Origin of the sequence: Methanobrevibacter sp., from assembly GCF_036307625.1 — an archaeon.
GTDB lineage: Archaea > Methanobacteriota > Methanobacteria > Methanobacteriales > Methanobacteriaceae > Methanocatella.
The window spans coordinates 1-22,163 of record NZ_JAXJXF010000086.1 but is presented as its reverse complement, the minus strand read 5'-3'; the positions used below and the strand labels follow the sequence as shown (position 1 = coordinate 22,163).

Genomic DNA, 22,163 nt, shown 5'->3' with positions numbered 1-22,163 from the left:
GTTTCCGGTTTGGATGTTGGTGATTACACTTTAAAAGTTACTACAACCCCTGACAGCAATCATAATTCCGTTTCAGGAACTATCAATGTAAGTGTTAGCAAGTCCAAATCTAAAATTGATTATACTGGGGACATTGTATTTGATTATGGATCTGTTGGAACTACTACTTTGATTTTGGATGGATGTACAGTTAAGGAGTCAGACTGTTATGTTGGGGGTCATTCTGAAGCTGTTGTTAAGATTAATGATAAGAATGTTATTTCTGTATCCAAGTTGACTGTGGGCAAATACACTTTGCATCTTTCATCCATTCCGGATAAAAACCATGAGCCTGTTAATGCAACTATAAATATTGTGGTAAATAAAATTGATTCAAAAGTAAGTTTCAGTAAGAAAGCCATTTCCTTTAAGTATGCCAAATCAGGATCTGTTGTTTTAACCTTGGAAGGTTGTAGCGTTAAACTGGAAGATATTAGTGTTGTTGGTCAGAAAGCTAAGATTACTTTAAAAGACAATACTGTTGGTGTTTCCAATTTGGCTGTAGGCACTTATACTTTAAAAGTAACCACCACTCCTGATAAGGTTCACAATTCCGTTGATGGTGAAATTAAGATTACTGTTACTAAAAACACTGCAAAAATTAAGGTTGATAAGCAGACATTTGCCTATAAGAAGGCCGGCAAGTGGGCTATCTCTTTAAAAGATTCCAGTGGCAAGGCCATTTCAAAGGCTAAATTAACTTTAAAAGTTTACACAGGTAAAAAAGCCAAGGCTTATAAATCCACCGCTACCAATTCCAAAGGGGTGGCTTACTTTAACAAGATTAAAGCATTGTCATTAGGAAATCATAAGGTTGTTGTGAGCTTTTCACATAAAGGCTATAAATCTAAGGCTGTTAGTTCATCCATTAAGGTAATCAAGCCTACTCCTGTGAAATTTAAAATAGTTCCTAATACAACTCCTAAAGGTTTCAGTATTTCTGTCATTGTTAAAGATAAAACTGGTAAGAAATTTGTCAATGGCGTTAAAATCAAGCTGACTGTTGGTTCAGGTAAAAACAAGAAGACCATTACTGTGGTTTCCGGTAACTATGGTAAAGGTAAAGGTGTTTGCGCTTATTCCACCAATATGCTACCTGTCGGAACTCATAAAATTACTGTGACTTCTGCTGTTGTGAACTATGTTGGATCTGCAAGTTCTAAAGTAGCTCTCAAGGCAAGCGCCAAAAAGATACCTCCTTGGTGGGAGAAAATCTCAAACGGAAAAGCAACCTCTCATGGATTAAAATAAAAGCATTAATTTGCTTTTATTTATTTTTCTTTTTTTTTTCAAATTCTTAATGAAAGCTTTTGCTTTATATGACTTAAATTTAATGTTCAATATAAATTATCATATTGATGAATAAATTTACTTGAAATTTTTTTAGGTAGTTTATTGGTTTAGGTTTAGTTCAACGAATTAACGTTACTGTGCAGAGTATTGATAAAATATTTTTCACATGATGCTTATTCGGAAAAATCTATAATGGATTAGGGTGAATTCATGGATTATGATATTTTTATTAGTTATTCGTCTTTAGACCAGGAAATTGCAGAAGACATTTGTAGCTATTTTGAAAAGAATGGTCTTTCATGCTGGATTGCTCCTAGAAATGTTCGGGCAGGGGAAAACTATGCTGAAGAAATCATGCTTGGTTTGGACAGTGCAAAAATTGTAGTTTTGATATTTTCACAGAATTCCCAATCATCCAAATATGTGATTAAGGAAGTTCAAAAAGCCTTTATTAATAACAAGGGCATTTTGCCTATCAATATTGATGATTCATTGCCTAAAGGTAAAATGGAGACTTTTTTAAGGAATAAACAATGGCTGAATGCATTTCCTAATCCTGAAGAGTCTTATGATGATATGGTTGATGGTGCCCGCCGTTTAATCAAGGGCCAACGTCCCGGCGGAGGTTTTGTCCAGGTTCCGGGCAACGATGATGAAGGCAGTTTTTTCGATAAACATAAGTATCATCTAATTGCAGTTGCGGCAATTATTTTGATAGCTATTGTCGGTTTTGTTGCATTTGATGGAACGGGTATGAATTCTAATGGTTCAGGTTCATCGCAACCATTGGTTTCAATTGATTACATACAGATGGATGATGATAGTTCCAAAGGTTATTCATGGAAATATTCTTATTTCGTATTCGGATCATTATCTTCAAATGTAAGCGATTCATCAAATGTGGTTCATGTTGACTTTTTAGATGATTCGGGAAAGGTCGTAATGAGCAATGATACTAAGGTAAAAGACATTGAAGGCAATACCTTGGGAATAGGCTACAGTAACAATAATAATGTAGCAAAGGTTTCTTTAGAACTGAAAGACAAGCAGGGTAAGGTATTGGCAAGTGCGCAAAGTAGCAATTTCGTTAATCAGTAAGGTAGGTGAGTTAGTAATGAGTCAGGATGTTTATATCTGTTATGATGCCAATGACCAGGAATTTGCAAATAAGGTTTGCAATGTTTTGGAAAAAAATGGCCTGTCCTGTTGGATTAAGAGTCGTGATGTGGGTGTAAATGATATTATCGATGAAATTAACAATGCAATTGACAAATCTCGGGTAATGCTTTTGATTTATTCTGAATATTCAAAGGATTCCAATGTTGTTAACACTGAGGTTGACTTTGCATTTTCCGGTGATATGCCGGTTTTGATTTACAAGATTGATGATTCCAAATTCGGAGGAGGTTTCCCATTTTTCATAGAGGATAATCAGGTGATTGATGCTCATGAGGATGTGGAATCAAAATTCGATGAGCTGGTTTCCACAATATCTCCGCTTGTCAAAAAGCAGAAGGCTAAGGAAAGAAGTATATCTTACATTATTAAAAAACATAAAAAACCGATTATAATAGGCATTGCATTGATTGTTGTGGTTGTTGCAGGCATTTTTGCATACATGAACTTTGTCAATCATGCAGATGATAAAAATACGGTACCCTTAAATCCGGGTGATGTAAAAATCAACGTAACTGATTTTCATGTAGATGATGTGCGCAAAAAAGGCTATTCATGGAATTATTCTTACTTTGTAGGGGGAATAATTTCACCGGAGCCTGTTGGAAAGTATGTTATCTCATGTGATTTCTATGATAATACAGGTAAACTGGTAAACACTACTGAAACCAAGATATCAGATATTCAAAGAGTCAATGACGGTTATCTGTTAGGTTCTGATGTTTCCGGTTCCAAGGATATTAAACGTGTTGAAGTTAGCCTGGTTGATGCTAACAATAGGGTAATAGCTCAGGATGAGGCTGTGTTGAATTCGAGTGGTGTTAAAAATGGATAGTAAAAAGACAATTCTTATCGCCGTGGTTGTTGTTGCGGCTATCGCCTTGATTGGAGGTTATTCATTGTTTAGTACTCCGACAGTGGATATGAATCAGACCACTATAGTGTTGAGTAAATCCGCATACATGAATGTTCCAATTCAGGACAATGCATCTGCCAATGCGGATAAGGACGGTATTTTCCACTATGTGGATGAGAAAAACGGAATTAACGTTACAAGTTGTAATTCGAATATATCAAAAAAATCAAGTGTATCTAAAATGAATGCCCTTAAAGAGTCAACAGAATCAGATTCTAAAAAAATCAAAGAGGGCGATGTTGTAGTTTATGAAAAGAATGGCACATATACAATATTTGTCAAAAACATGGAATACAATAACACTGTCATGCTTCAGTCAAAAAACAAGAATCTTCTGATGGCATGCTGGAACAGTCTCAAGTTCCATAATCCTACAGACAAGTTTAAATTCGATAACCCTTCCGAGGGATCCAATGTTGTAAATGCGGTAGAGCAAACACAGAGTGTTGTTGGAGATGTAAGTTCATCCAATTCAGGTTCATCCTCTTCAGGTTCATCATCATCTTCATCTTCATCCTCATCAGATTCATATTATTCATCTGATACTTCATACACTACCAGCGGAGACAGTTGGAGTTATGGAGGTTATGGATCAAGCAGCAGCGGCGGTTCTTCCAGTGGTCAAAAGGGATACACTCAATATGCATTTTAAATGTTTGATTAAAAAATTATTTAAATAAATAATGCGAAGGTTTAATTATGAGTGAAAATAATTTACGCCAATACATCGATGAATTTTTTGAGGAATTGGTTCTTTATGACGACTATCATAACAACCACTATTATAAGATGCTGTTGAAAGCCGGAATTGATGTTTTTCTGGACAATGAAAACTCATACAATGCTTATGAAGTCTATAGAACCTTCTTCATGATTTATCAGATTACCGCACAGAACAAATCCGATGAATCAAAGAGTGAGAAAATAAGTCTTGTCAGGGAACCCAATACTCTTTTGGATTTGGTTAAGATAATGAAGAAATATGAAGAAAACACCGGAGATTTGATTGAAAAACAAAGGGACCATTTCATTCACTCCGTCAATGTTTTCCTATTGGGTTTGGCAATTTATTCTCAAAATAAGGGTTACAGGGATAAATTTAAAGATTATATTCTCAAAAGCCCTTATGAAAAGTTCTACAAAATTGATGGCGAGTTTTCACATGAGGAATTTTTATATCGTTGGGGTGTCGCTGCACTCTTCCATGATATAGGATATCCCGTTGAAATTATTGGAAAGCAGTTGAAGAAATTTTTAAATGATGGAATCAAATCCATTTCAAGCAGTTACAATGCGGATACTGCAATTGACTTTAAGGACTTCAATGAATTCAATACAATTGTTAAAATGGAGCCGGATTTTGCTGATAATTACACATCTGTTTATCCCGAAGCCAAGTTCCTTAATCTGTTTAAGCCTACCGACATCATGGCTCACAAGATTGCAACTGACTTCAAGGGTGTTGATGTCAACGACGTGATTAGGCATCTCAACTCATTTGTCGATATAATGGGTGAAAGCGGATTTATTGATCATGGATTTTTCTCATCCATTTTGGTTTTGAACTCCTATGGTTATCTCATTCAGAAATATGCGAAAAATCATGACTTTTTCTTCTATCCTATCGTAGACAGTGCAACAGCCATTCTATTGCATAATTACTACCGGAACGTTTTGCAGAAAAAGCCGTTTGAGCTGAAATCATTGCATCCTTCACAATCCCCACTGGCATTCCTTTTGATTTTGTGTGATGAGCTTCAGGAGTGGAACAGAAAACCTTTCGGCGTCAAGGACAAAAAGAGAAGCCATGTCAATAAACTTCTAATCGACATTGATGACAGGGGAATGGATGTAGAGTATATAGTAAAGGAAGGCTCAATGGGTCTTGGTTTTTCTGAAGATAAGGAAGAACTACTTAAAAATGTTTTATCTCTAAGAAGCATCTTTAAATTGGGTCTCAGAATAATAACTGATGTCGAACAGGATAATATCATTAAGGAAATTGTCCATGAGGAGTCTCAGGCTCCCGACATACTGATTAGAAATGTTGAAAAAATTGCCATACAAACTCATAACCAGTATGTGGAGACAACAAGAAGGCAGCATGATGAAATGATTGCCAGAGGCGAAGAGCCCGATGAGGCATTCATGAAAAAATATAATGAATTGTGTTCATTTGAGGAGCTGACTCCGCAGCTTAAGATTGCAAATATCAGGCAGGCAAGGTCAATTCCAGGTAAACTTGACCTTATAGGATGCGAAATTGCAACGGAAGATGATGAAAGAGAAGCCATTTCAGAGTTTACTGAAGATGAAGTATTGGATTTGGCAATACGTGAGCATGATGAATGGTGCAAAGAAAAAGAAGGTACCGGTTGGATATATGGTGAAGAAAAGGATTTGGAAAATCTTGTAACTCCATATCTGGTGCCTTGGGAAGACTTAACACCTGAAATTCAACAGTATGATATCGATCCTGTTTTGAATATTCCTAATCTTATGAAATCTCTTGGTTTAAAAGTTGTCAGAACCAAACAAAGACTTTTAACATTTGAAATGCATAAGTTTTACATGGAATCCCATGAAGATTCACAGCAATTCGATGATTTGCCGGATTACATCAAATATTCCAACTACAAGCAAACAGATTTCCTGGTTAAAATTTTATCCGAACTTGGCTATGACATGGTTGATATCGAAAGCACAGGAAAAGCTATAACCAACTTTGATGAAGATTCAATTGATTATCTGGCCCAAAGGGAACATAACGCATGGTACAAACTCAAGGTTAACTTGGGATGGAAATATGATTCTGTTAAGGATTATGATGCAAAAACCAATCCTAACCTGGTTGACTGGGACCAGCTTGATTATGAAACCCAGGAGTATAATAAACTCACATTCAGAAACCTTCCTCAGTTATGTGAAAATGTCGGCCTGAAAATCGTTAAAAACTAGAAACAGGAGGTAATGTGATGTCAGATAAGTCCAGCCATATTAATAAGTATGTCGACAGGTTCTTTGAAGATTTGATATTGTATGATGATAATATAGTCTTTAAGGACGGTACTAAAAGCAATCATGATTATAAAGGTCTTCTTAAAGCGGCCATTGAGGTTTTTTTAAATCACCAATCCAGCTTCACTGCATATGAAGTTTATCAGACTTTTTTCATGATGTATCAAATCACTCCCGAAGACAAAAGTGAAGTTGATGAAAACAATCCCAATATACTTATCAGCGAACCCAATACTCTTCTTGATTTGGTAGACATAATGAGGGAATATGAGAAAAACACCGGCAGCTTAATCAATCGCCAAAGGGACCATTTCATTCACTCGGTCAACGTTTTTATTTTGGGATTAAGCGTTTATGCTCAAAACAAATATTACAGGGATATATTCAAAAGATATATCCTTAAAAACAAGCATTATACAAAGTATTACAGAATTGACGGGGAGTTTTCCCATGAGGAATTCCTGTACCGTTGGGGTGTTGCGGCGCTTTTCCATGATATTGGTTATCCCATTGAAATTATCGGAAAGCAGCTGGACAAGTTAATAGATGATGGAATAAAGAATATTTCACCCACTTATGATGATGTCAGGGTAAGCCTGGATTTCAGGGATTTCGATGAATTCAATACCATTGTCAAAAAGTATCCATATGACTATGCGGACAATTATCGTGAAAGATATTCGGATTCCAAGGTCCTTGACTTATTCAAGCCAACCGATATCATGGCTCATAAACTTAAGATGGATTTTGACATTGATACTGATACATTTAAGGAATTGATCAGGCATCTGAACGGATTTGTTCGCATAATGGGAGAGCAAGGATTTATTGACCACGGCTTTTTTTCAGCAATTCTGGTTCTGAATTCCTACGGCAAGCTGATACAGAAATACGGTGACAAGGATAAGGATTTCTTTTTCTACCCTATTGTAGACAGCGCTACAGCAATCCTGCTTCATAATTATTACAGCAATGTTCTTCAAAAAAAGCCATTTGGTTTTGGAAAATTGAGGCCTAAACAGTCTCCAATTTCCTATTTGCTGATTTTATGCGATGAGCTTCAGGAATGGAACAGACAGCCATACGGTGTCTTGGATGTCCAAAAAAATCATGTAAACGATATGGACGTTGTTATTGACGATGAATATATTAAGGTTATCTATATTCTAAACAACGGCCCTATGGGTTTCGGATTTTCCAAAAAGAAAGATGAGGTCATTGACAGTATTCTCGAAATTCAGGATATCTTTCAGGGAAAATTATCCATCAGAACTAAAATCGAACTGGACAATATAATAAGGGGCATTTCAATAGCTGAAATACAGACTCCGAATATTCTTCTTAGAAACATTGAAAAATTGGCCAGGCAAATCAACAGTGACTATAACGATGAAATGAGGCAGAAGTTGGATGAAGCTATCAAAAATGGCAATCAAGAAGAGATTGATAATCTTAAGGAAAAATGCTCATATTTATGTGAATTTGAAGATTTGAGGTCAGATTATAAGTTGTCCAATATCCGTCAGGCCAAATCCATTCCAAAAAAGTTAAGCATAATCGGCTGTGAAATTGCACACAAGAACGACAAAAGGGCTGAAATCACAGAATTTGACAAGCATGAGATTGAGGACCTGGCAATTTTTGAGCATTATGACTGGTGCAGGGAAAGGGAAGGTACCGGCTGGACATATGGTGATGTGAAAAATCCTGAAAAGCTTAAGACTCCATATCTGGTGGATTGGGAAGAACTCGGCGAGGATATAAAAAATTTCAATAGAAATTCAACTAAAAACATTCCAAATCTTTTGAACTCAATTGGCTTGAAAATCGTTCGAAACAAAATTAGGCTTCTTACATTCAAGATGCATCAGTTTTATGAAAGCGGCAGTCTGGATGACAATTGCGACGGTGAGGAAAGCTTTAAGAAATTGCCGAAGCATGTTCAATATTCAAATTATAGGCAGGCCGATTATCTTGTTAAAATATTGAAGGAAAAGGGATTCGAACTTGTGTCTGCTGATGATTCCCGAGATAAGATTATTCGCTTTGATGACGATGACATTGAATATTTCGCTAAGCGGGAACATGAGGGCTGGCTAAAGCTCAAGCTCAATTTCGGATATGGATATCTTCAGTTGGATGACATAGAAAAGCCGGAAATTAAGGACAGAACCATAAATCTGGCCAATAACCCAAATCTGGTTTCATGGGAACATCTTGATGAAAACATTAAAAAAGCAAACAAGAACACATTCATCAACCTTCCGGAAATGTGTGAAGATTCCAATGTTGGTCTGAAGATTGTTAAAAGTGAATAGGGTAACAATTATTTTTTCATTATAAAATATTTTTGTTATTTGGCCCTTTTTTACTAAACCTTTAAATACTATTAAGTTAATATAATTTATTAATAGTTATGAAAACTGACATTATTGTTTCTTATTTCATAACCTTTTATTATTATTGATTTTCATGATTACAAGGAGGAGTTATTAATGGCAAGATTTGAAGAAGCAGAAAACAGAATGTTCAATGTAAAAATCTGCTTAAAATGTAATGCTCGTAACCCTGCTGCTGCAACCACTTGCAGAAAATGCGGTTACAAAGGTTTAAGATTCAAAGCTAAAGAACCAAGAGGATAGACTTATTCTCTTTTACTTTTTTTATTTATTTTTTTTAAAACAATTAATTTAATATATTATTTTTAATAAATCTTATTTTAGGTATTCTTATGAAAGACGTTGAAAATTACATTAGAGATATATTAAAAACAAGGAAAATACATTTCACTTTAATTGACCCTGATGAACAAACACCTAAGGAGGCTTTGGAAATAGCTACTGCCGCAATCGAAGGCGGAACTGATGGAATTATGATTGGGGGATCTACTGTAAATGGTGACGATGTCGACAATACATGCAGGATATTGTCTGAAAACATCGCCGTTCCTATTATTATTTTCCCTGGAAATACAAGTAGTGTGAGCAAATACGCTGATGCAATATTTTACATGAGTTATGTCAACTCAACAAACCCTTACTGGATTAACGGTGCTCAGGCATTGGCTGCACCTGCAGTTAAGGCATCAGGAATGGAAGTTTTATCAATGGCATATATGGTTGCGGAACCTGGCGGAACTGTCGGTTGGGTAGGGGATGCAAAGCTTGTGCCTAGAAACAAGCCTAAAATACCTGCGGTCTATGCAATGTCTGCAGAAATGTTCGGAATGAAATTCTTCTATATCGAAGCAGGTTCCGGCGCGTCAGAGCCTATTCCTCCTGAAATGGTTGCATACACCAAAAAAGCTACAGATAATATGATTGTTGTCGTCGGGGGAGGAATCCGTGACGGAAAAGCAGCATATACAGCTGCAAAGGCTGGTGGAGATGTTATCGTAACTGGTACTGTTGTCGAAGAGGTTGACGACGTACAGGCTAAAATTCAAGAATTGACCGGAGCTATCAAAAAAGCTTCAATGGAGTAGTTTTCAACTGCTCTCACCACACTTTTTTATTAATGTATTAACATAGGAAATAGTATGTTAAATTCACTATATGAAAAGGCCATCGCTAAAAGAGGATTCATACACGATATTGAATCAGACAATAATCTCGAATCCCAGCTGGAAGCCAACTGGTTTTCACGAGAATTCAAAGAAAGCTCTGAGGATTTCACTATTGCTGCCGGAGACGGAAGCTTCAACAAAAAGAAATTTTTAAAAAGCAACTTCTGCGCTATAGGTGCTGAATCCATAATTTATGATGGTGAAATAAAGAAAATTGACGATGCAGACATTCTCGAAATCAATCACATTTCATTTTTGGATGAACTTTTGAGTAACTACATGTCAATATTGGAACTCAAATGCGCTCTTAGGGCCATTAATGAGTATGATGTTGATTATTATATGTTCGATGGGTCTATACTGGGAGATTTGGAAAATGCCTATCCGAGAGGTGCGGAACTTCCATCCAAAATCAGAAACAATTTGGATGAAGCCCTTTTAAATGAATTTAGAAGACGCTTTGAAATAACACCATTCGGTTTTGTATTTCCACAAATCAAGGAAAGGGTATTGGCTGATGTCAGCGTAAATGAAGACTTTGAGGAAAAGGAAGACTTTGACCTTCATCTTTCTTCAATAGAAAAAATCATTTTATTGAAAGAAATTTTACAAAACAAGAAAAAGATAATTTCTATATCCAAAACATCTTCCGACAATGATTTGTTTAATTGGAACATTCCGGATATTTCTATTTTGGATAATCTGACAGATAAAAAACAGGGATTGTCAAAAATTGAACATAGAAGAGTCTTTAAAAATGCGTCTTTCCAATATTTCAATGACTTTTTCAAGCAATTGCAATTCACTGTATTTTATGTCAGGCTTCAGGACAACAAAAATGTGCTGAAGGTGGAACTGCCCTACAAGGCATCGATTGGAGAGGTCATAGACATCATTGAAAAGATTAATGTAATGGCGGTACAGGGATATCCGTATCTGCTTAACAAGGCACATAATGATGTTGTCATTACAGACAGAAACATTAAGGAATTATTGAAGATTGCAAAGATTTACGAAACAACAAACAGGGAAATGTTATAGGTGGTTTTAATGGTAGTAGGAATTTGTGTAGGTGAAACATCACTTTCAGAAGTTACTTTTATTTCAGACAAAATGCCGAAAGTTGGCGAATATGTAACTATTGAATATGACGGCAAGAAGGTTTTGGGAATGATTGAAAACCTGATTAGGGGAAACGATGCTTTGAATGTTGATATAAATGATTTCAAGGCCATTCAAAAAATCTCAAGAATTGGTGTGGACGACAATTATATAAGAGGCAAAGTCAAGATATTGGGGGATGTCAATGACAATCTGAAATTGCCGAGAACTCCCGTGCTTCCGGGAACTGAAATCAGGCTTGCTGACAAGGATACGTTAAATGAAATATTCAAGGTTAAAAATCCAATTAAATTGGGTTCACTTGTCAATCAGAGTGATGTTGAGGTCAATGTTGAGGCCAATCCCATTTTATCAAGACACCTTGCTATTCTGGCAATGACCGGTGCAGGTAAGTCAAATACCGTTTCAGTTCTGATAGACCAGATGTTGGGTTATGACGTTCCGGTATTTGTATTTGATATGCATGGTGAGTATGTGGGTGCAGATTTCCCGAATGGAGAAGTAAATGTAATTAGGCCAAAGATCAATCCGATTTACATGTCATTTCATGAAATCAAGAAATTAGTCAATATTCCGTCCAACGGATATATTCAGGAAAGACACTTCAGAAGAGCATTTAAAGAAGCCAGGGAAATGGTTAGCGATGGAACCGCACATACCAATAATTTTTTACAGATGATTTATGATATACTCGAAAGGGATTCACTGGAGGAAGGCTCCGATAAGCAAATTGTCGATGTCATGAATAAAATCGATGACTCAATGGATAGGTATTCCAATATCTTTGACAATAACATCGGCAATATATTGACCAGTATCAAGATCGGGCATGCTAATGTATTGGATTTAAGCCAGTCTGATGAATCAATTGCCAATGTGCTGGTAAGCCACATCATGAGAAATGCCCTGCAAATGAGAAAAAACGCTGTTCATGGAAAAGATAAAAAAACATTGGATTTCCCAGTATTCTTTGTATTGGAAGAGGCACATATATTGGCTCCAAATAAACGTGATTCTGATTCTAAACGTTGGATTCAAAGGGTTGCAAGAGAAGGCCGTAAATTTGGCCTGGGATTATGCCTTGTAAGTCAATCACCAAAAACAGTTGACCATGATGCACTATCCCAAATGAATAACATGATTATTTTAAGGCTTGTAGAGCCTGAAGACCAAAGGCATGTTCAGTCAGCAAGTGAGAGTTTATCCCAAGATTTAATTAACCAATTGCCATCACTGAATGTTGGTGAAGCTATTGTATTGGGTTTGATGAGCAGAGTCCCTACTTTGGTTAAAATAGATCAGTTTAAAGGACGTATTCATGGGGATGACATGGACATCGTTTCTTATTTTGCAGACATTAAGCAAAAAGAGGAAGATGAAATTAAGCGTCAGGAAGAGGAAAGTATGCAAATGGGTTATGATTATTAAACCCTTCTTTTTTTTATTTGATTATTTATTTTTCCCCATAATATTGTAGGAATTATTTCAAAACTTTTTTATAGTTAATTATATATATTATTCTTTGAAAATCAGTATTGAAAACTATTAATTGTCTAAATACAATTTAACATAATTAATGCAATTTTTCAATATGAAATCAATTTAATAGGAGGAATCAACATATTTCAATGGGAAGATTTTAAAGAAGTTGCCGATGAGTTAATCAAAAATCCACAAGAAGCATATGTTAGAAGTGCTATGGGCAGATATTATTATTCAATTTTTGGTTCTACACGGGATTACTTGGTTAATGTGATGAATAAATATGAATTTGATTCTAAAAAAGATATTCATAAAAAAGTATATGATGAATTAATGAATTCTCATAATTCAAATGAAATACACTTGGCGGAATGCTTAAAGTTCTTAAGAGAAATAAGAAATAATGCTGATTACGATAAATCTGATAAGAATGAAGAATATTTCAAAAAAAATTCGCAAAAAGTAATTAAAGCAACAAATGATGCCTTTGATTCATTAAATGTTCTAATTAATAATCCTCCATACAATTTTTGAGGTATCTTTATGAATGAATTGGATTTTGTTAAAAAATTGGAAGAAGATGAGGAATTGTTTGATAGGGAATATGATAAATTGGGTGATTTTTATAATTTACGTCATTATGAAAAGGTTCATGATTTCATTAAAGACAATACTGGGATTATAGTATTATTGAATGAACTTAAACCTAGATTGTCCAAGACATTTCCTACAGGTAAATTTGATTTGGTTCTTAACACGGATTATGAATATTCTGATTGGTCCATTGTTGTGTTATATGTCAAAGTTGATGAGTATACCTTTGATAATGGTGTTATGGATGATATTAACAAAATTAATTTTGATTTCATACCTTTAAGACGAAAATTGGATGTATTGCCTGATTTTGCAATTTGGCCTGCATTATACAATTGGTAATCAATTTAATTTAATTTCTTTTTCTTTTCTATTTTCAAATCAATTTTAAATTTACCGAATAAACCATTTTTTACTTTTCAAATGCTCTCTTTACAAACTATTAAATATGCAGTAGTATAATATATTATTCAGTTAAATACTTTGATTAAGTGTTTAAATTGGTTATATACAATTGACGAAAAAAGGTAATATAATGAAATTTGCACATTTAGCAGACACTCATTTAGGCTATCGTCAGTTCGGTTTGATCGAACGTGAGAAAGACTTTTATGAAGTGTTTGAAAAGGTTATAGATAAAATAATTGAAGAAAAAGTAGATTTTGTAATTCATAGTGGAGACTTATTTGAAACCGCAAGACCATCTCCCATAGCGCTTTTGAACTTTCAGAAAGGATTGCTTAAACTGAAAGGTGCAGGAATTCCTATGTATGCAATAGCAGGTAATCATGATATTGTAATGCGTAATGACTCTATCCCGCCTCAAGTTATCTTTAAGAAGTTAGGTTTGAAAGTGATCAGTCCAATCAATACCACTTATATGCATGGTGATATTTTTATTGCAGGTTTGCCTTTCTATCCGTCTTCTCAGGTTAAAAATTTAAAATCCAAATTGGCCGATTTGTCAAAAAAAGCGGCTAACCATGAAAAGTCAGTCCTTGTATTGCATCAGGGCATAGACAAATACTTCGGACCTAATTTTGAACTTGAAATAGGAGACCTGCCCGATAACTTTAATTATTATGCAATGGGTCACATTCATAATTATATTAATGATAATTTTGGAAATGGTAAACTGGTTTATCCAGGTTCCAGTGAAATCTGGAAAACAAATGAACTGAAGGACTATAAGGAAAACGGTAAGGGTTTTGTGGTTGTTGACTTCGATGGTCCTAAGCCTCTTGTCAAAAGGGTTAAGGTAGACATCTCCCGTACATTCATTGAAAGGTCTCTTGATTACTCTAAATTGGAAAGCGGCATTGCTGGATTGAAGGAAACTATAATAGGCTTTGATAAAAAACCTATTTTGGATTTGAAAATCAACAATGTCGAGTCCGATACCAAAATGGTTTATGAGTTGATTAAAGAGGAACTGGGTGATTTGTCTTTAATGATTAGACCTACTTTTAATATGGCCGGTGAAGAGGATTTGGATGTTATAATTAATCAATCCGAGTCTTTGGGTCCCGATGACCTTTTAAAAGAACAATTGGGAAATTACGGTGATGAGTCTGTCATCAGATTGGGTCTGGATTTATACCATTTCCTGTCAAAGGATAAGATTGAGGAATCTGAAGACATATTGAAGCAGTTCTTTGATGAGAATTATCACATTGCCGATGAAGATGTCGAATTGGAAGAAGAGGAAATTGAAGAAGAACCGTCAGAAGGTGAAAAGGAGATTCAAGTCACATTTAAGGAGGCTCTAGAATGATTTTCACAAAATTAAAGTTAATTAATTTTAAATCTCATGAAAACACTACTATAAATTTCGATAAGGGAATTAGTGTTATTGTTGGAGAAAATGGTGCTGGAAAATCCACTATACTGGAAGCTATTAGCTTTGCGCTGTTCAAACAGTATACAGCTAAAAAAATTGATGATTTGGTACGTAATAATGCAGAGTCAATGACTGTTGAATTGGAGTTCAGTTCTAACAATAGGGAATACAGAATCGTACGGGATAAAAAATCCATGTTGAAATCTTCAATTTATAAAAAGACTTCAAAAGAGGGCGGATTTGTACATATATGTACTGGAGATAAGGAAGTAGCTAATGAAATTCGCCAGATTTTAGATATCGATTCAGATCTGTTCCTTAATGCAATTTATATCAGACAAGGTGAAATTGCTGATTTGGTCGACAAAAAACCTGCTGAGAAAAAAGAGCTGGTTGCAAAACTATTGGGAATTGATTCATTGGAAAAGGCCTGGAAAAATTTATTGCCGTTCATTACTGTTTATGAAAATCAATTGGCTGAGCTTAAAGGTAAATTATACAACTCTGATGATTTAAAAGAGGAATATAATAAGAAAAAAGAGGAACTGGATACTCTTAAGAATAGGGGACATGAACTTGAAGAACAGATTGAAGATGTTACCACTTCCCTGAAGGATATCTCTGAAAGCAAAAGGAATATGGAACGTGAAAAGGAGATATATGATACTCAGGTCAACAATCTTGAAAATGAACAGAAAACACTGTCCAAGCTGGAAAATGATAAGAAATTAGTTCAGGATAATCTGGATAAGATTCATGATGCTGAAGAGAAAATCAGCCGCTTGGAAAAATACGTTTCAAAACTGGATGTATATCTTGACTTTGAAAAATCAGTTACAAGTATTCAAAGATTAAAGAAAGATGAATTGGAAGTCAACAAAAAGCTAGATTCAATCGCTGCTCAAAAGGCAATTGTGGCCGATAAAAAAGAGGAATATAATAAGTTTTTAGCTTCAGATGAGGAAATCAATAAGTTGAACAATCAAAAAATCAATCTGGAAAAACAGCTGGCCACTTCCGCTAAGTTGGAAAAGGATAAAAAAGAGCTATTGTCCCAAATTGAAAATGAACGAAATGATATTGAAGACTTCTTTTCAAGGGCTAAAGACAAATTGAGTGATTATGGTGTATCTCAGGACGTATTGGCTGAAGTTGATGATTTTAACCATATAGAAAAGGTCACCAGTGAGTTCATTGAGGAAGTTGCTGGAAACATCACTAAACTGTCTGAAGACATCGTTTCCAAAAAAGAGGATTTGGTTGAATATAAGCAAAATATCAAATCAGCTCAAAAGCCATTGGCTGAATTGGATGAAGTCGACAATAAATGTCCAGTTTGTCAATCTGACATAAGTTTCGCTCAAAAAACCGAATTGATAGAGGGATACAAATCCACAATTGAAGAAAATGAAAAATTAATTTCACAATCAGAAGAAGAGGTTGTTCTATTCATCAAAAACAGGGAAAGCTTTGAAGAAAAACAATCCAAACTTCAAGATTTATCCAAAAACATTGTTGAATACAAACAGAAATTCTCTCATTTGGAAGAAGAATTGGTGAAATTAAATGAGATTGATGAAAGCCTAGAATCCAAGGAATATATTAGTGATAAGTTAGGTGAACTTATTCTTGTCATAGCTAAACAAAGGGATGATAAGGAAAGTTACAAGGAGTCTTATGATGCATTTGTTCAGGCTAAAGGTGCTTTGGATGTTTTGGGAAGCGAAACCGAATCACAATATAAATTAAATCAGATTAAAAATGAGATAGACAATCATGTTACTAATATCAAATTGGCCATCAATCAGGATCCTCATTTGAGCGGAGACATCAGTACTAATGAACTTCAGGACAGAATCAATGATTTGAAACAGAAAAACGAAGAGTTCAACCAACTCAAGGGTTTCATTCAAAATAAAAAATCATTGATGTCACAGCATGATTCTATCAAAGAGGATATTGGGGTTTCAAGAAATCAGCTTGATATAATTCAAAATAAAATCGATGCATCTTTATATGATAAGGAAAAGTATGAGCAAATTATCTACCGTTTCGAATTATATGAAAGACGTCAAAATACCTTTAATAATGAACTTTCAGAGATTAAAGGACGTGCCCGTGAATCCATAGCCTACATTAAAGAGTTAAATGATAAAATCGTTACTGCTGATAAGTTCAAAAAAGAATATGATAATCTTGAAAGTTACATATTCATGTTGAAAAACATTAGGGAATTGTACGGTAAGAATGGAGTTCAAAAGGATTTAAGAAATATTTCAAGACCTTTAATCCAAAAGTATACCAAAGAATTCTTCAATGAATTTAATTTCAACTATTCAGATTTAACCTTGGATGAGGACTATGGCGTCACAGTCTATGGTCCTGAGGGTGAATCTTCAATGACTATGGTAAGTGGCGGTGAAAAAATAGCTATTGCATTAGCCTTAAGATTAGGTATCACTCAGGCCATTGCAAAAGGAGATTTGGATACAATATTGTTGGATGAGCCAACTATTCATTTGGACAGTTCAAGAAGGCATGAACTTATCAATTTATTAAAAGAAATGTCTTTATTGCCTCAAATGATAATTGTAACTCACGAAAGTCAGCTTGAAAATGCAGCTGACAATATAATAAAAGTTGAAAAAGAAAATGGTATTTCAAAAGTCATGATGTAATATCATTACTTTTTTTATTTTTTTTTACATTGTTTCATGGGCATTTTTGATGGAATCGATTATGCAGTTTGCATTCCATCCAACAATGGTTGCTGCTTTTTCTTCAAGTATTTCAGGAACTTCTTCAACTCCATACGGTCTTACTAGAATTAGTGGGATGTCATATTTTTCACTAGCATCCAAAAGACTTTCAAACAGTTCCTTATTGTCATTATACAATCCGGATAACAATATTATTCCGTCAACTTTTTTGTAGAAGTCTTCTCCTGCTCTAGAATAATCTCCAGACATGGATTCTTTCCACAGAAAATCAACTTTTGAATATAACTTTTCGGTAAATTGGGCGTATTCTCTATTTTTGTCGATACCGTTAGTGATTATGAGATTGTAAATTTTGTCATCTTTTTCGTCTTCAAACATTTTAACACCTTGCTTTTAATATAATCATTATAATATAAAAGAATTTGTTTTGGAAATATTTATTAATTTCAAAGTAGTATCTAATGTATAGAACTATTTGTATAAGGAAATTTTTATGAAAGCTGCAGTAATTGGATTGGGTGTAGAAGGAAAAAAAGCAGTAAACTCTCTTTTAAATCATGGATGGGAAGTTTATGCTACGGATTTAAATATTAATGTTGATTTGGAAGGTTTAAATTTACCGCGCTTGTCAATGAACATGTTGGACAGCGAACAGACAGTTTCTATTGTGGGCGATGATTTAACAGTTGATTTAGGATTTACCAACTCATATGCTGTTGAACAGTGTGATGCAATTGCCATTAGTCCCAGCATGTTTGGAGGAGCATTTGCAGAAAAGCTGCTTGAAAATGGATATTTGTTGAGTGATGTAGTAAATAAACACAAAGAGCTGTTCACTATAGGAATAACAGGTACCAATGGAAAGACCACTACAGTTCACATGTTGAAAAACATTTTGGAAAATGCCGGAAAGAAAGTATTGGTCGGAGGAAACGGCGGCGGCGGTTTTTCAGGATATTATGATTTGATGCTTGAAGCAGAAAATGGTGATTATGATATTCTGCTTGTTGAAGTGTGCGATATGACTCTTGACTTTTGCAAATACTGCTTTGATTTTGATTTTATTGGTCTTACAAACATAGGCAATGATCATATGGATGTTCATAAAACCATTGCCAATTATAAAAATTCATTAGTTCGCTTTTTTGATGGTACAACAATATTTACAGCTTTCAATCAGGATTTCAATAGTGATTTTAAAGAATCTGCAAGTAAATATATTCCTTATTTTGAATATCAGGATGAATTGAAGGTTTACGGTAAATTCAATTTGCTTAATGCAGGTTTGGCTGCTGCTATTTCAAAGGAATTGAAAGTGCCTAAGGATGTTATCAAATCCACCCTTTCAGAGTTCAAAGCAGTTCAGGGAAGATTGGATGTATATAAGATAAATGATGCTTGTGTTTATGTTGGAAAAACTGATAATTCTGATGCTTTGGCTTCAATATTGTCTGAAAAGGACTTCTATGCAATATTTATAGGCACTCCTAGACATAATGAGGAGCACCGGCTGGATATTCTCGATGAGGCTGTCAAGTATAATCCTGAAGTTATTGTCCTGTTCCCTGGATTGGATGACACATTGGACATTGCGATGTATAGGCTGAATTCACTGGGTTACGGTGGCAATATCATCACTGTCAACTCACTTGATGAAATAATTGAACTTGTTGCAGAATATTCTCATGAGGATGCAATACTTATAGGTGGCAATGGTCAAGATGTAATTATTGACATTCAAGAAAGAATTAAGTTAATTTCTGAAAAATTGTCACAAAAAACATAATGTATATATATTATTTTAAATATAAAAATTATTGTTATTTAGTTAATGGTGTATTATAATGAGTAAAAGTTGGAGAAATAAATCAATTACAATAGTATTAGTTTTGTTTTCTGTAAGTGTTCTTTTATTCGCATTCACTTTTGTAAATAGTACTCCCTACACTGGTCAATCTATTGCTGAAACTTATAATTTATCTGTTGGGCAATCTGTCTTTGATGGAGATTCTATTTTAGGTCAAAATAAGACCATAGATCTTCCTTTCTTATCAAATGTGGGATTCATAGGTCATCAATTATTGGCTTTTGACCTTCATGGAATTCTCATGTCTCTTTCCACTGGTGTAGTGCCGTTTGATTTTGCAACTGTGTCTAGCGAGGGAATAGATTCATATGGTAGAGCAACAGGAATTGAAGGACCAGGATATTTGACATTTGAAGGAGATAAATTAGCAGTTAAAGGACCAGACACTTATGTATGGGGATATAGTGCACCATCAAAAGTTTTAACCAAAACCTCTAATGGGGTTGATGTTGTAGACCAAGGTAAAGTTATACAATCCGTTCCAGCTGACCAAATTAAGAATTTGAATTTCAATAGTAAATACTTTAATAATGACACTATTGTAAGCTGGTATAATTATGATGCTCAGATAGGAGACAACTTCACTTTGGAAAAAGGTATGACTCATTTTTCCGATGGAAGAAAGGATATTAGTGCAGCTGATGTGCCATGTATTTTCGGTCAGGATGTTGTTGACTATGCATCAGAATACCCAACAGGATCACCGATTTTGCTATATTCAGGTAATTATACCGAACAGCAGGGTGCTCAAGGTTCTACAATTTTCGATTCACACCCAGAATACGGTGATGCAATCAGGGAAATCAATACTGACCAATTTGTAGAGGCATGGAATGGAACTGTAATACCACCAAATTCCACAAGTAGTGGTAAGGATTATGTATACTTTGAATCCGCAAACGATGCTTCCGCACCTGGTGGAAGTGCGGCACACGGTGTATGTCCTCCTGCAAGAGCATTAAGGGATGCTTCTTTATCTGAAGGATTTTCAATGCCTGTAGGTTTAACTATGGATGACAGTGCATTGCAATTCGGATACAATCCTGCAAGTGGTGTTACTGTAACCAATAACCACACATATCCTGTTAAAATTCATATGTGGACAGAAGGTCAAGGTGTAGGAAAAGGTATTTACTGTACCTACATAAGATATATTCCAAATGAATAAAAATATATCTTATCCTTTTTTTTATTTTTATGTCAATTTCAACTGTTATTACAGCCGCTGGAAAAAATTCTCGAATGAGAAAGGACCAACTTTCCAGAAATCTCGTTTTAAAAAATAAACTTATTTTGCCGTTCAACGATAAAACTGTTTTGGAGACCACAATAGACAATGCATTATCTGCAAATACTGATGAATGTATTGTGGTACTTGGTCATTATGCTAGTGAAATAAAAGAAGCTATAAGCAATAATTATGATAGTGATGTTAAATTTATAGAAAATAATCCTGTTGATGTAGGTCTGTCAACATCTCTTTTTAATGGTTTATCAAATTCCAGCTGCGATTATGCATTGTGCATAACCGGAGACCAACCTACAGTATCAACTGAAACATTCAATAGGATGATTGAAATCAGCCAGAATTCTAAAAATCCTGAAAAAACAATATCAATTTTAAGAAGAAGAAAAACAGGATTGTTGGATACTGCGGAAGGATTGGGAATGCCTTTTGTAGCTCATAGAAAAAATCTGATGGGCTATCTGGAAAATGAGGATGATAACCTAAATCCGATTCTTAGAAAAATATTTGCTGATGGTTATACGTTTTATGGAATAAAAGAAAAAAATAAAAAGGAATTGTTGAATATCAATCACTATGAAGATTACTTAAATCTTTTAGATTGATTCTAGTCCGGAAATAACTTCCTCAATTTTTGCTGCACTGATTCCGACAGCCATTTCATTATCTTTGATGTCTGCCGCTTTTCTAGAACCGTCACAACCTAGTGTAAAGTTAATTCCATCTGTTATGTAAGGGTTTGCAAATGCATCTCCGCATAATGATTGGATACCTGCAAATGAAGGTTCGATTTTTTCACCTGTTTTGTAAACGATACTTTGTGCAAGTTTCATTCCGCCAACAGGTTCGGTTATGATTTCAATTACATCCGCTTCGAAATCTGCCTCATCCAATGGCGCATAGATAATTCCCCAATGTTCATCTTCAATTACTGAAAGTTTGCTTGTTAGATTTTTAGCTGTTTCCAAATCCTGGAATCTGCCCAATGAGAAATATTTTTCACCATTTGCCAATTTAGGTGGCATGTCTCTAAGTCCTATAGCACCTGCTCCACCTAAACACATTTGCTGTTCAAGTGTTGAGTAAAATTTATCTCCCAAGGATGCTTTTCTAACCATTTCACAATGTCTGATTTTTTCGTCGATTAAATCATAACCTTCAGGAAGGTCATCTTCAGTTTTGATTAGTTTCATTGCAACAGGTTTTGCATCCAGCTTGATTTTGCTTTCAATAACCTCACAGTATTTTTGATTTTTCTCTAAATTTGTCATAAATAACACCTATG

At 34.8% G+C, this 22,163-nt stretch carries 19 protein-coding genes; 17 read left to right on the top strand and 2 right to left on the bottom strand.

The genetic code is table 11. From position 1 onward, the window contains the following. The 14 genes from UIB65_RS05410 to UIB65_RS05345 form a co-directional block, all read left to right on the top strand. A partial coding sequence (locus UIB65_RS05410) for a hypothetical protein (RefSeq protein WP_330040087.1) occupies nt 1-1,290 on the top strand: 1,290 nt, incomplete at its 5' end. A gap of 252 nt (nt 1,291-1,542) precedes the next feature. Further along, nucleotides 1,543-2,430 carry a toll/interleukin-1 receptor domain-containing protein gene (locus UIB65_RS05405; protein WP_330040085.1) on the top strand — a complete coding sequence of 296 codons (888 nt, stop codon included), beginning with the start codon at nt 1,543-1,545 and terminating at the stop codon, nt 2,428-2,430. 16 nt (nt 2,431-2,446) lie between these two features. Continuing rightward, nucleotides 2,447-3,343 (top strand): toll/interleukin-1 receptor domain-containing protein, encoded by an 897-nt coding sequence (locus UIB65_RS05400; protein WP_330040084.1) that lies wholly within the window; start codon nt 2,447-2,449, stop codon nt 3,341-3,343. Continuing rightward, the gene (locus UIB65_RS05395; protein WP_330040083.1) at nt 3,336-4,076 is read left to right on the top strand and encodes a hypothetical protein; all 741 of its coding nucleotides are present in this window, start codon (nt 3,336-3,338) and stop codon (nt 4,074-4,076) included. The genes UIB65_RS05400 and UIB65_RS05395 overlap by 8 nt, the downstream gene beginning before the upstream one ends. A gap of 47 nt (nt 4,077-4,123) precedes the next feature. Further along, nucleotides 4,124-6,382: a RyR domain-containing protein gene (locus tag UIB65_RS05390; protein WP_330040082.1), complete on the top strand. Its 2,259-nt coding sequence runs from the start codon at nt 4,124-4,126 to the stop codon at nt 6,380-6,382. Between the two features lie 17 nt (nt 6,383-6,399). Further along, nucleotides 6,400-8,760: a RyR domain-containing protein gene (locus tag UIB65_RS05385; RefSeq protein WP_330040080.1), complete on the top strand. Its 2,361-nt coding sequence runs from the start codon at nt 6,400-6,402 to the stop codon at nt 8,758-8,760. Nucleotides 8,761-8,937: 177 nt separating this feature from the next. Beyond that, the gene (locus UIB65_RS05380) at nt 8,938-9,084 is read left to right on the top strand and encodes a 50S ribosomal protein L40e (RefSeq protein WP_292608188.1); all 147 of its coding nucleotides are present in this window, start codon (nt 8,938-8,940) and stop codon (nt 9,082-9,084) included. 89 nt (nt 9,085-9,173) lie between these two features. After that, nucleotides 9,174-9,926: a geranylgeranylglyceryl/heptaprenylglyceryl phosphate synthase gene (locus UIB65_RS05375; protein ID WP_330040079.1), complete on the top strand. Its 753-nt coding sequence runs from the start codon at nt 9,174-9,176 to the stop codon at nt 9,924-9,926. 54 nt (nt 9,927-9,980) lie between these two features. Further along, a complete protein-coding gene (locus UIB65_RS05370) occupies nt 9,981-11,048 on the top strand; it encodes a DNA double-strand break repair nuclease NurA (protein ID WP_330040078.1) in 1,068 nt (355 codons plus the stop codon). A gap of 9 nt (nt 11,049-11,057) precedes the next feature. Continuing rightward, complete coding sequence (locus UIB65_RS05365; protein WP_330040077.1) at nt 11,058-12,557, top strand: ATP-binding protein; 1,500 nt, start codon at nt 11,058-11,060, stop codon at nt 12,555-12,557. A gap of 327 nt (nt 12,558-12,884) precedes the next feature. Next, a complete protein-coding gene (locus UIB65_RS05360; protein WP_330040076.1) occupies nt 12,885-13,145 on the top strand; it encodes a hypothetical protein in 261 nt (86 codons plus the stop codon). Between the two features lie 9 nt (nt 13,146-13,154). Further along, the gene (locus tag UIB65_RS05355) at nt 13,155-13,547 is read left to right on the top strand and encodes a hypothetical protein (RefSeq protein WP_330040075.1); all 393 of its coding nucleotides are present in this window, start codon (nt 13,155-13,157) and stop codon (nt 13,545-13,547) included. Nucleotides 13,548-13,740: 193 nt separating this feature from the next. Then, on the top strand, nt 13,741-14,979 hold the full coding sequence (locus UIB65_RS05350; protein WP_330040074.1) for a DNA repair exonuclease: 1,239 nt from the start codon (nt 13,741-13,743) through the stop codon (nt 14,977-14,979). Continuing rightward, nucleotides 14,976-17,723 carry an AAA family ATPase gene (locus UIB65_RS05345; RefSeq protein WP_330040073.1) on the top strand — a complete coding sequence of 916 codons (2,748 nt, stop codon included), beginning with the start codon at nt 14,976-14,978 and terminating at the stop codon, nt 17,721-17,723. The genes UIB65_RS05350 and UIB65_RS05345 overlap by 4 nt, the downstream gene beginning before the upstream one ends. A 24-nt stretch (nt 17,724-17,747) precedes the next feature. On the opposite strand, the gene UIB65_RS05340 is transcribed toward UIB65_RS05345, so the two are convergent. Then, the gene (locus UIB65_RS05340; RefSeq protein WP_330040072.1) at nt 17,748-18,143 is read right to left on the bottom strand and encodes a nuclease; all 396 of its coding nucleotides are present in this window, start codon (nt 18,141-18,143) and stop codon (nt 17,748-17,750) included. Between the two features lie 115 nt (nt 18,144-18,258). On the opposite strand from UIB65_RS05340, the gene UIB65_RS05335 reads away from it, so the two are divergent. The 3 genes from UIB65_RS05335 to UIB65_RS05325 are packed head-to-tail and all read left to right on the top strand — an operon-like array spanning nt 18,259 to nt 21,483. Then, nucleotides 18,259-19,551 carry a Mur ligase family protein gene (locus UIB65_RS05335; protein WP_330040071.1) on the top strand — a complete coding sequence of 431 codons (1,293 nt, stop codon included), beginning with the start codon at nt 18,259-18,261 and terminating at the stop codon, nt 19,549-19,551. A gap of 58 nt (nt 19,552-19,609) precedes the next feature. Further along, complete coding sequence (locus tag UIB65_RS05330) at nt 19,610-20,800, top strand: hypothetical protein (RefSeq protein WP_330040069.1); 1,191 nt, start codon at nt 19,610-19,612, stop codon at nt 20,798-20,800. A 29-nt stretch (nt 20,801-20,829) separates the two neighbouring features. Then, on the top strand, nt 20,830-21,483 hold the full coding sequence (locus UIB65_RS05325) for an NTP transferase domain-containing protein (protein WP_330040067.1): 654 nt from the start codon (nt 20,830-20,832) through the stop codon (nt 21,481-21,483). On the opposite strand, the gene UIB65_RS05320 is transcribed toward UIB65_RS05325, so the two are convergent. Next, the gene (locus UIB65_RS05320) at nt 21,475-22,149 is read right to left on the bottom strand and encodes a DUF169 domain-containing protein (RefSeq protein WP_330040066.1); all 675 of its coding nucleotides are present in this window, start codon (nt 22,147-22,149) and stop codon (nt 21,475-21,477) included. The genes UIB65_RS05325 and UIB65_RS05320 overlap by 9 nt on opposite strands. Nucleotides 22,150-22,163 lie beyond the last annotated feature (14 nt).

What these genes read in the sequence shown, in the direction of transcription:
- UIB65_RS05405 (WP_330040085.1), top strand. Translation starts at nt 1,543, where the DNA reads ATGGATTATGATATTTTTATTAGTTATTCGTCTTTAGACCAGGAAATT.
- UIB65_RS05400 (WP_330040084.1), top strand. Translation starts at nt 2,447, where the DNA reads ATGAGTCAGGATGTTTATATCTGTTATGATGCCAATGACCAGGAATTT.
- UIB65_RS05395 (WP_330040083.1), top strand. Translation starts at nt 3,336, where the DNA reads ATGGATAGTAAAAAGACAATTCTTATCGCCGTGGTTGTTGTTGCGGCT.
- UIB65_RS05390 (WP_330040082.1), top strand. Translation starts at nt 4,124, where the DNA reads ATGAGTGAAAATAATTTACGCCAATACATCGATGAATTTTTTGAGGAA.
- UIB65_RS05385 (WP_330040080.1), top strand. Translation starts at nt 6,400, where the DNA reads ATGTCAGATAAGTCCAGCCATATTAATAAGTATGTCGACAGGTTCTTT.
- UIB65_RS05380 (WP_292608188.1), top strand. Translation starts at nt 8,938, where the DNA reads ATGGCAAGATTTGAAGAAGCAGAAAACAGAATGTTCAATGTAAAAATC.
- UIB65_RS05375 (WP_330040079.1), top strand. Translation starts at nt 9,174, where the DNA reads ATGAAAGACGTTGAAAATTACATTAGAGATATATTAAAAACAAGGAAA.
- UIB65_RS05370 (WP_330040078.1), top strand. Translation starts at nt 9,981, where the DNA reads ATGTTAAATTCACTATATGAAAAGGCCATCGCTAAAAGAGGATTCATA.
- UIB65_RS05365 (WP_330040077.1), top strand. Translation starts at nt 11,058, where the DNA reads ATGGTAGTAGGAATTTGTGTAGGTGAAACATCACTTTCAGAAGTTACT.
- UIB65_RS05360 (WP_330040076.1), top strand. Translation starts at nt 12,885, where the DNA reads ATGAATAAATATGAATTTGATTCTAAAAAAGATATTCATAAAAAAGTA.
- UIB65_RS05355 (WP_330040075.1), top strand. Translation starts at nt 13,155, where the DNA reads ATGAATGAATTGGATTTTGTTAAAAAATTGGAAGAAGATGAGGAATTG.
- UIB65_RS05350 (WP_330040074.1), top strand. Translation starts at nt 13,741, where the DNA reads ATGAAATTTGCACATTTAGCAGACACTCATTTAGGCTATCGTCAGTTC.
- UIB65_RS05345 (WP_330040073.1), top strand. Translation starts at nt 14,976, where the DNA reads ATGATTTTCACAAAATTAAAGTTAATTAATTTTAAATCTCATGAAAAC.
- UIB65_RS05340 (WP_330040072.1), bottom strand. Translation starts at nt 18,143, where the DNA reads ATGTTTGAAGACGAAAAAGATGACAAAATTTACAATCTCATAATCACT.
- UIB65_RS05335 (WP_330040071.1), top strand. Translation starts at nt 18,259, where the DNA reads ATGAAAGCTGCAGTAATTGGATTGGGTGTAGAAGGAAAAAAAGCAGTA.
- UIB65_RS05330 (WP_330040069.1), top strand. Translation starts at nt 19,610, where the DNA reads ATGAGTAAAAGTTGGAGAAATAAATCAATTACAATAGTATTAGTTTTG.
- UIB65_RS05325 (WP_330040067.1), top strand. Translation starts at nt 20,830, where the DNA reads ATGTCAATTTCAACTGTTATTACAGCCGCTGGAAAAAATTCTCGAATG.
- UIB65_RS05320 (WP_330040066.1), bottom strand. Translation starts at nt 22,149, where the DNA reads ATGACAAATTTAGAGAAAAATCAAAAATACTGTGAGGTTATTGAAAGC.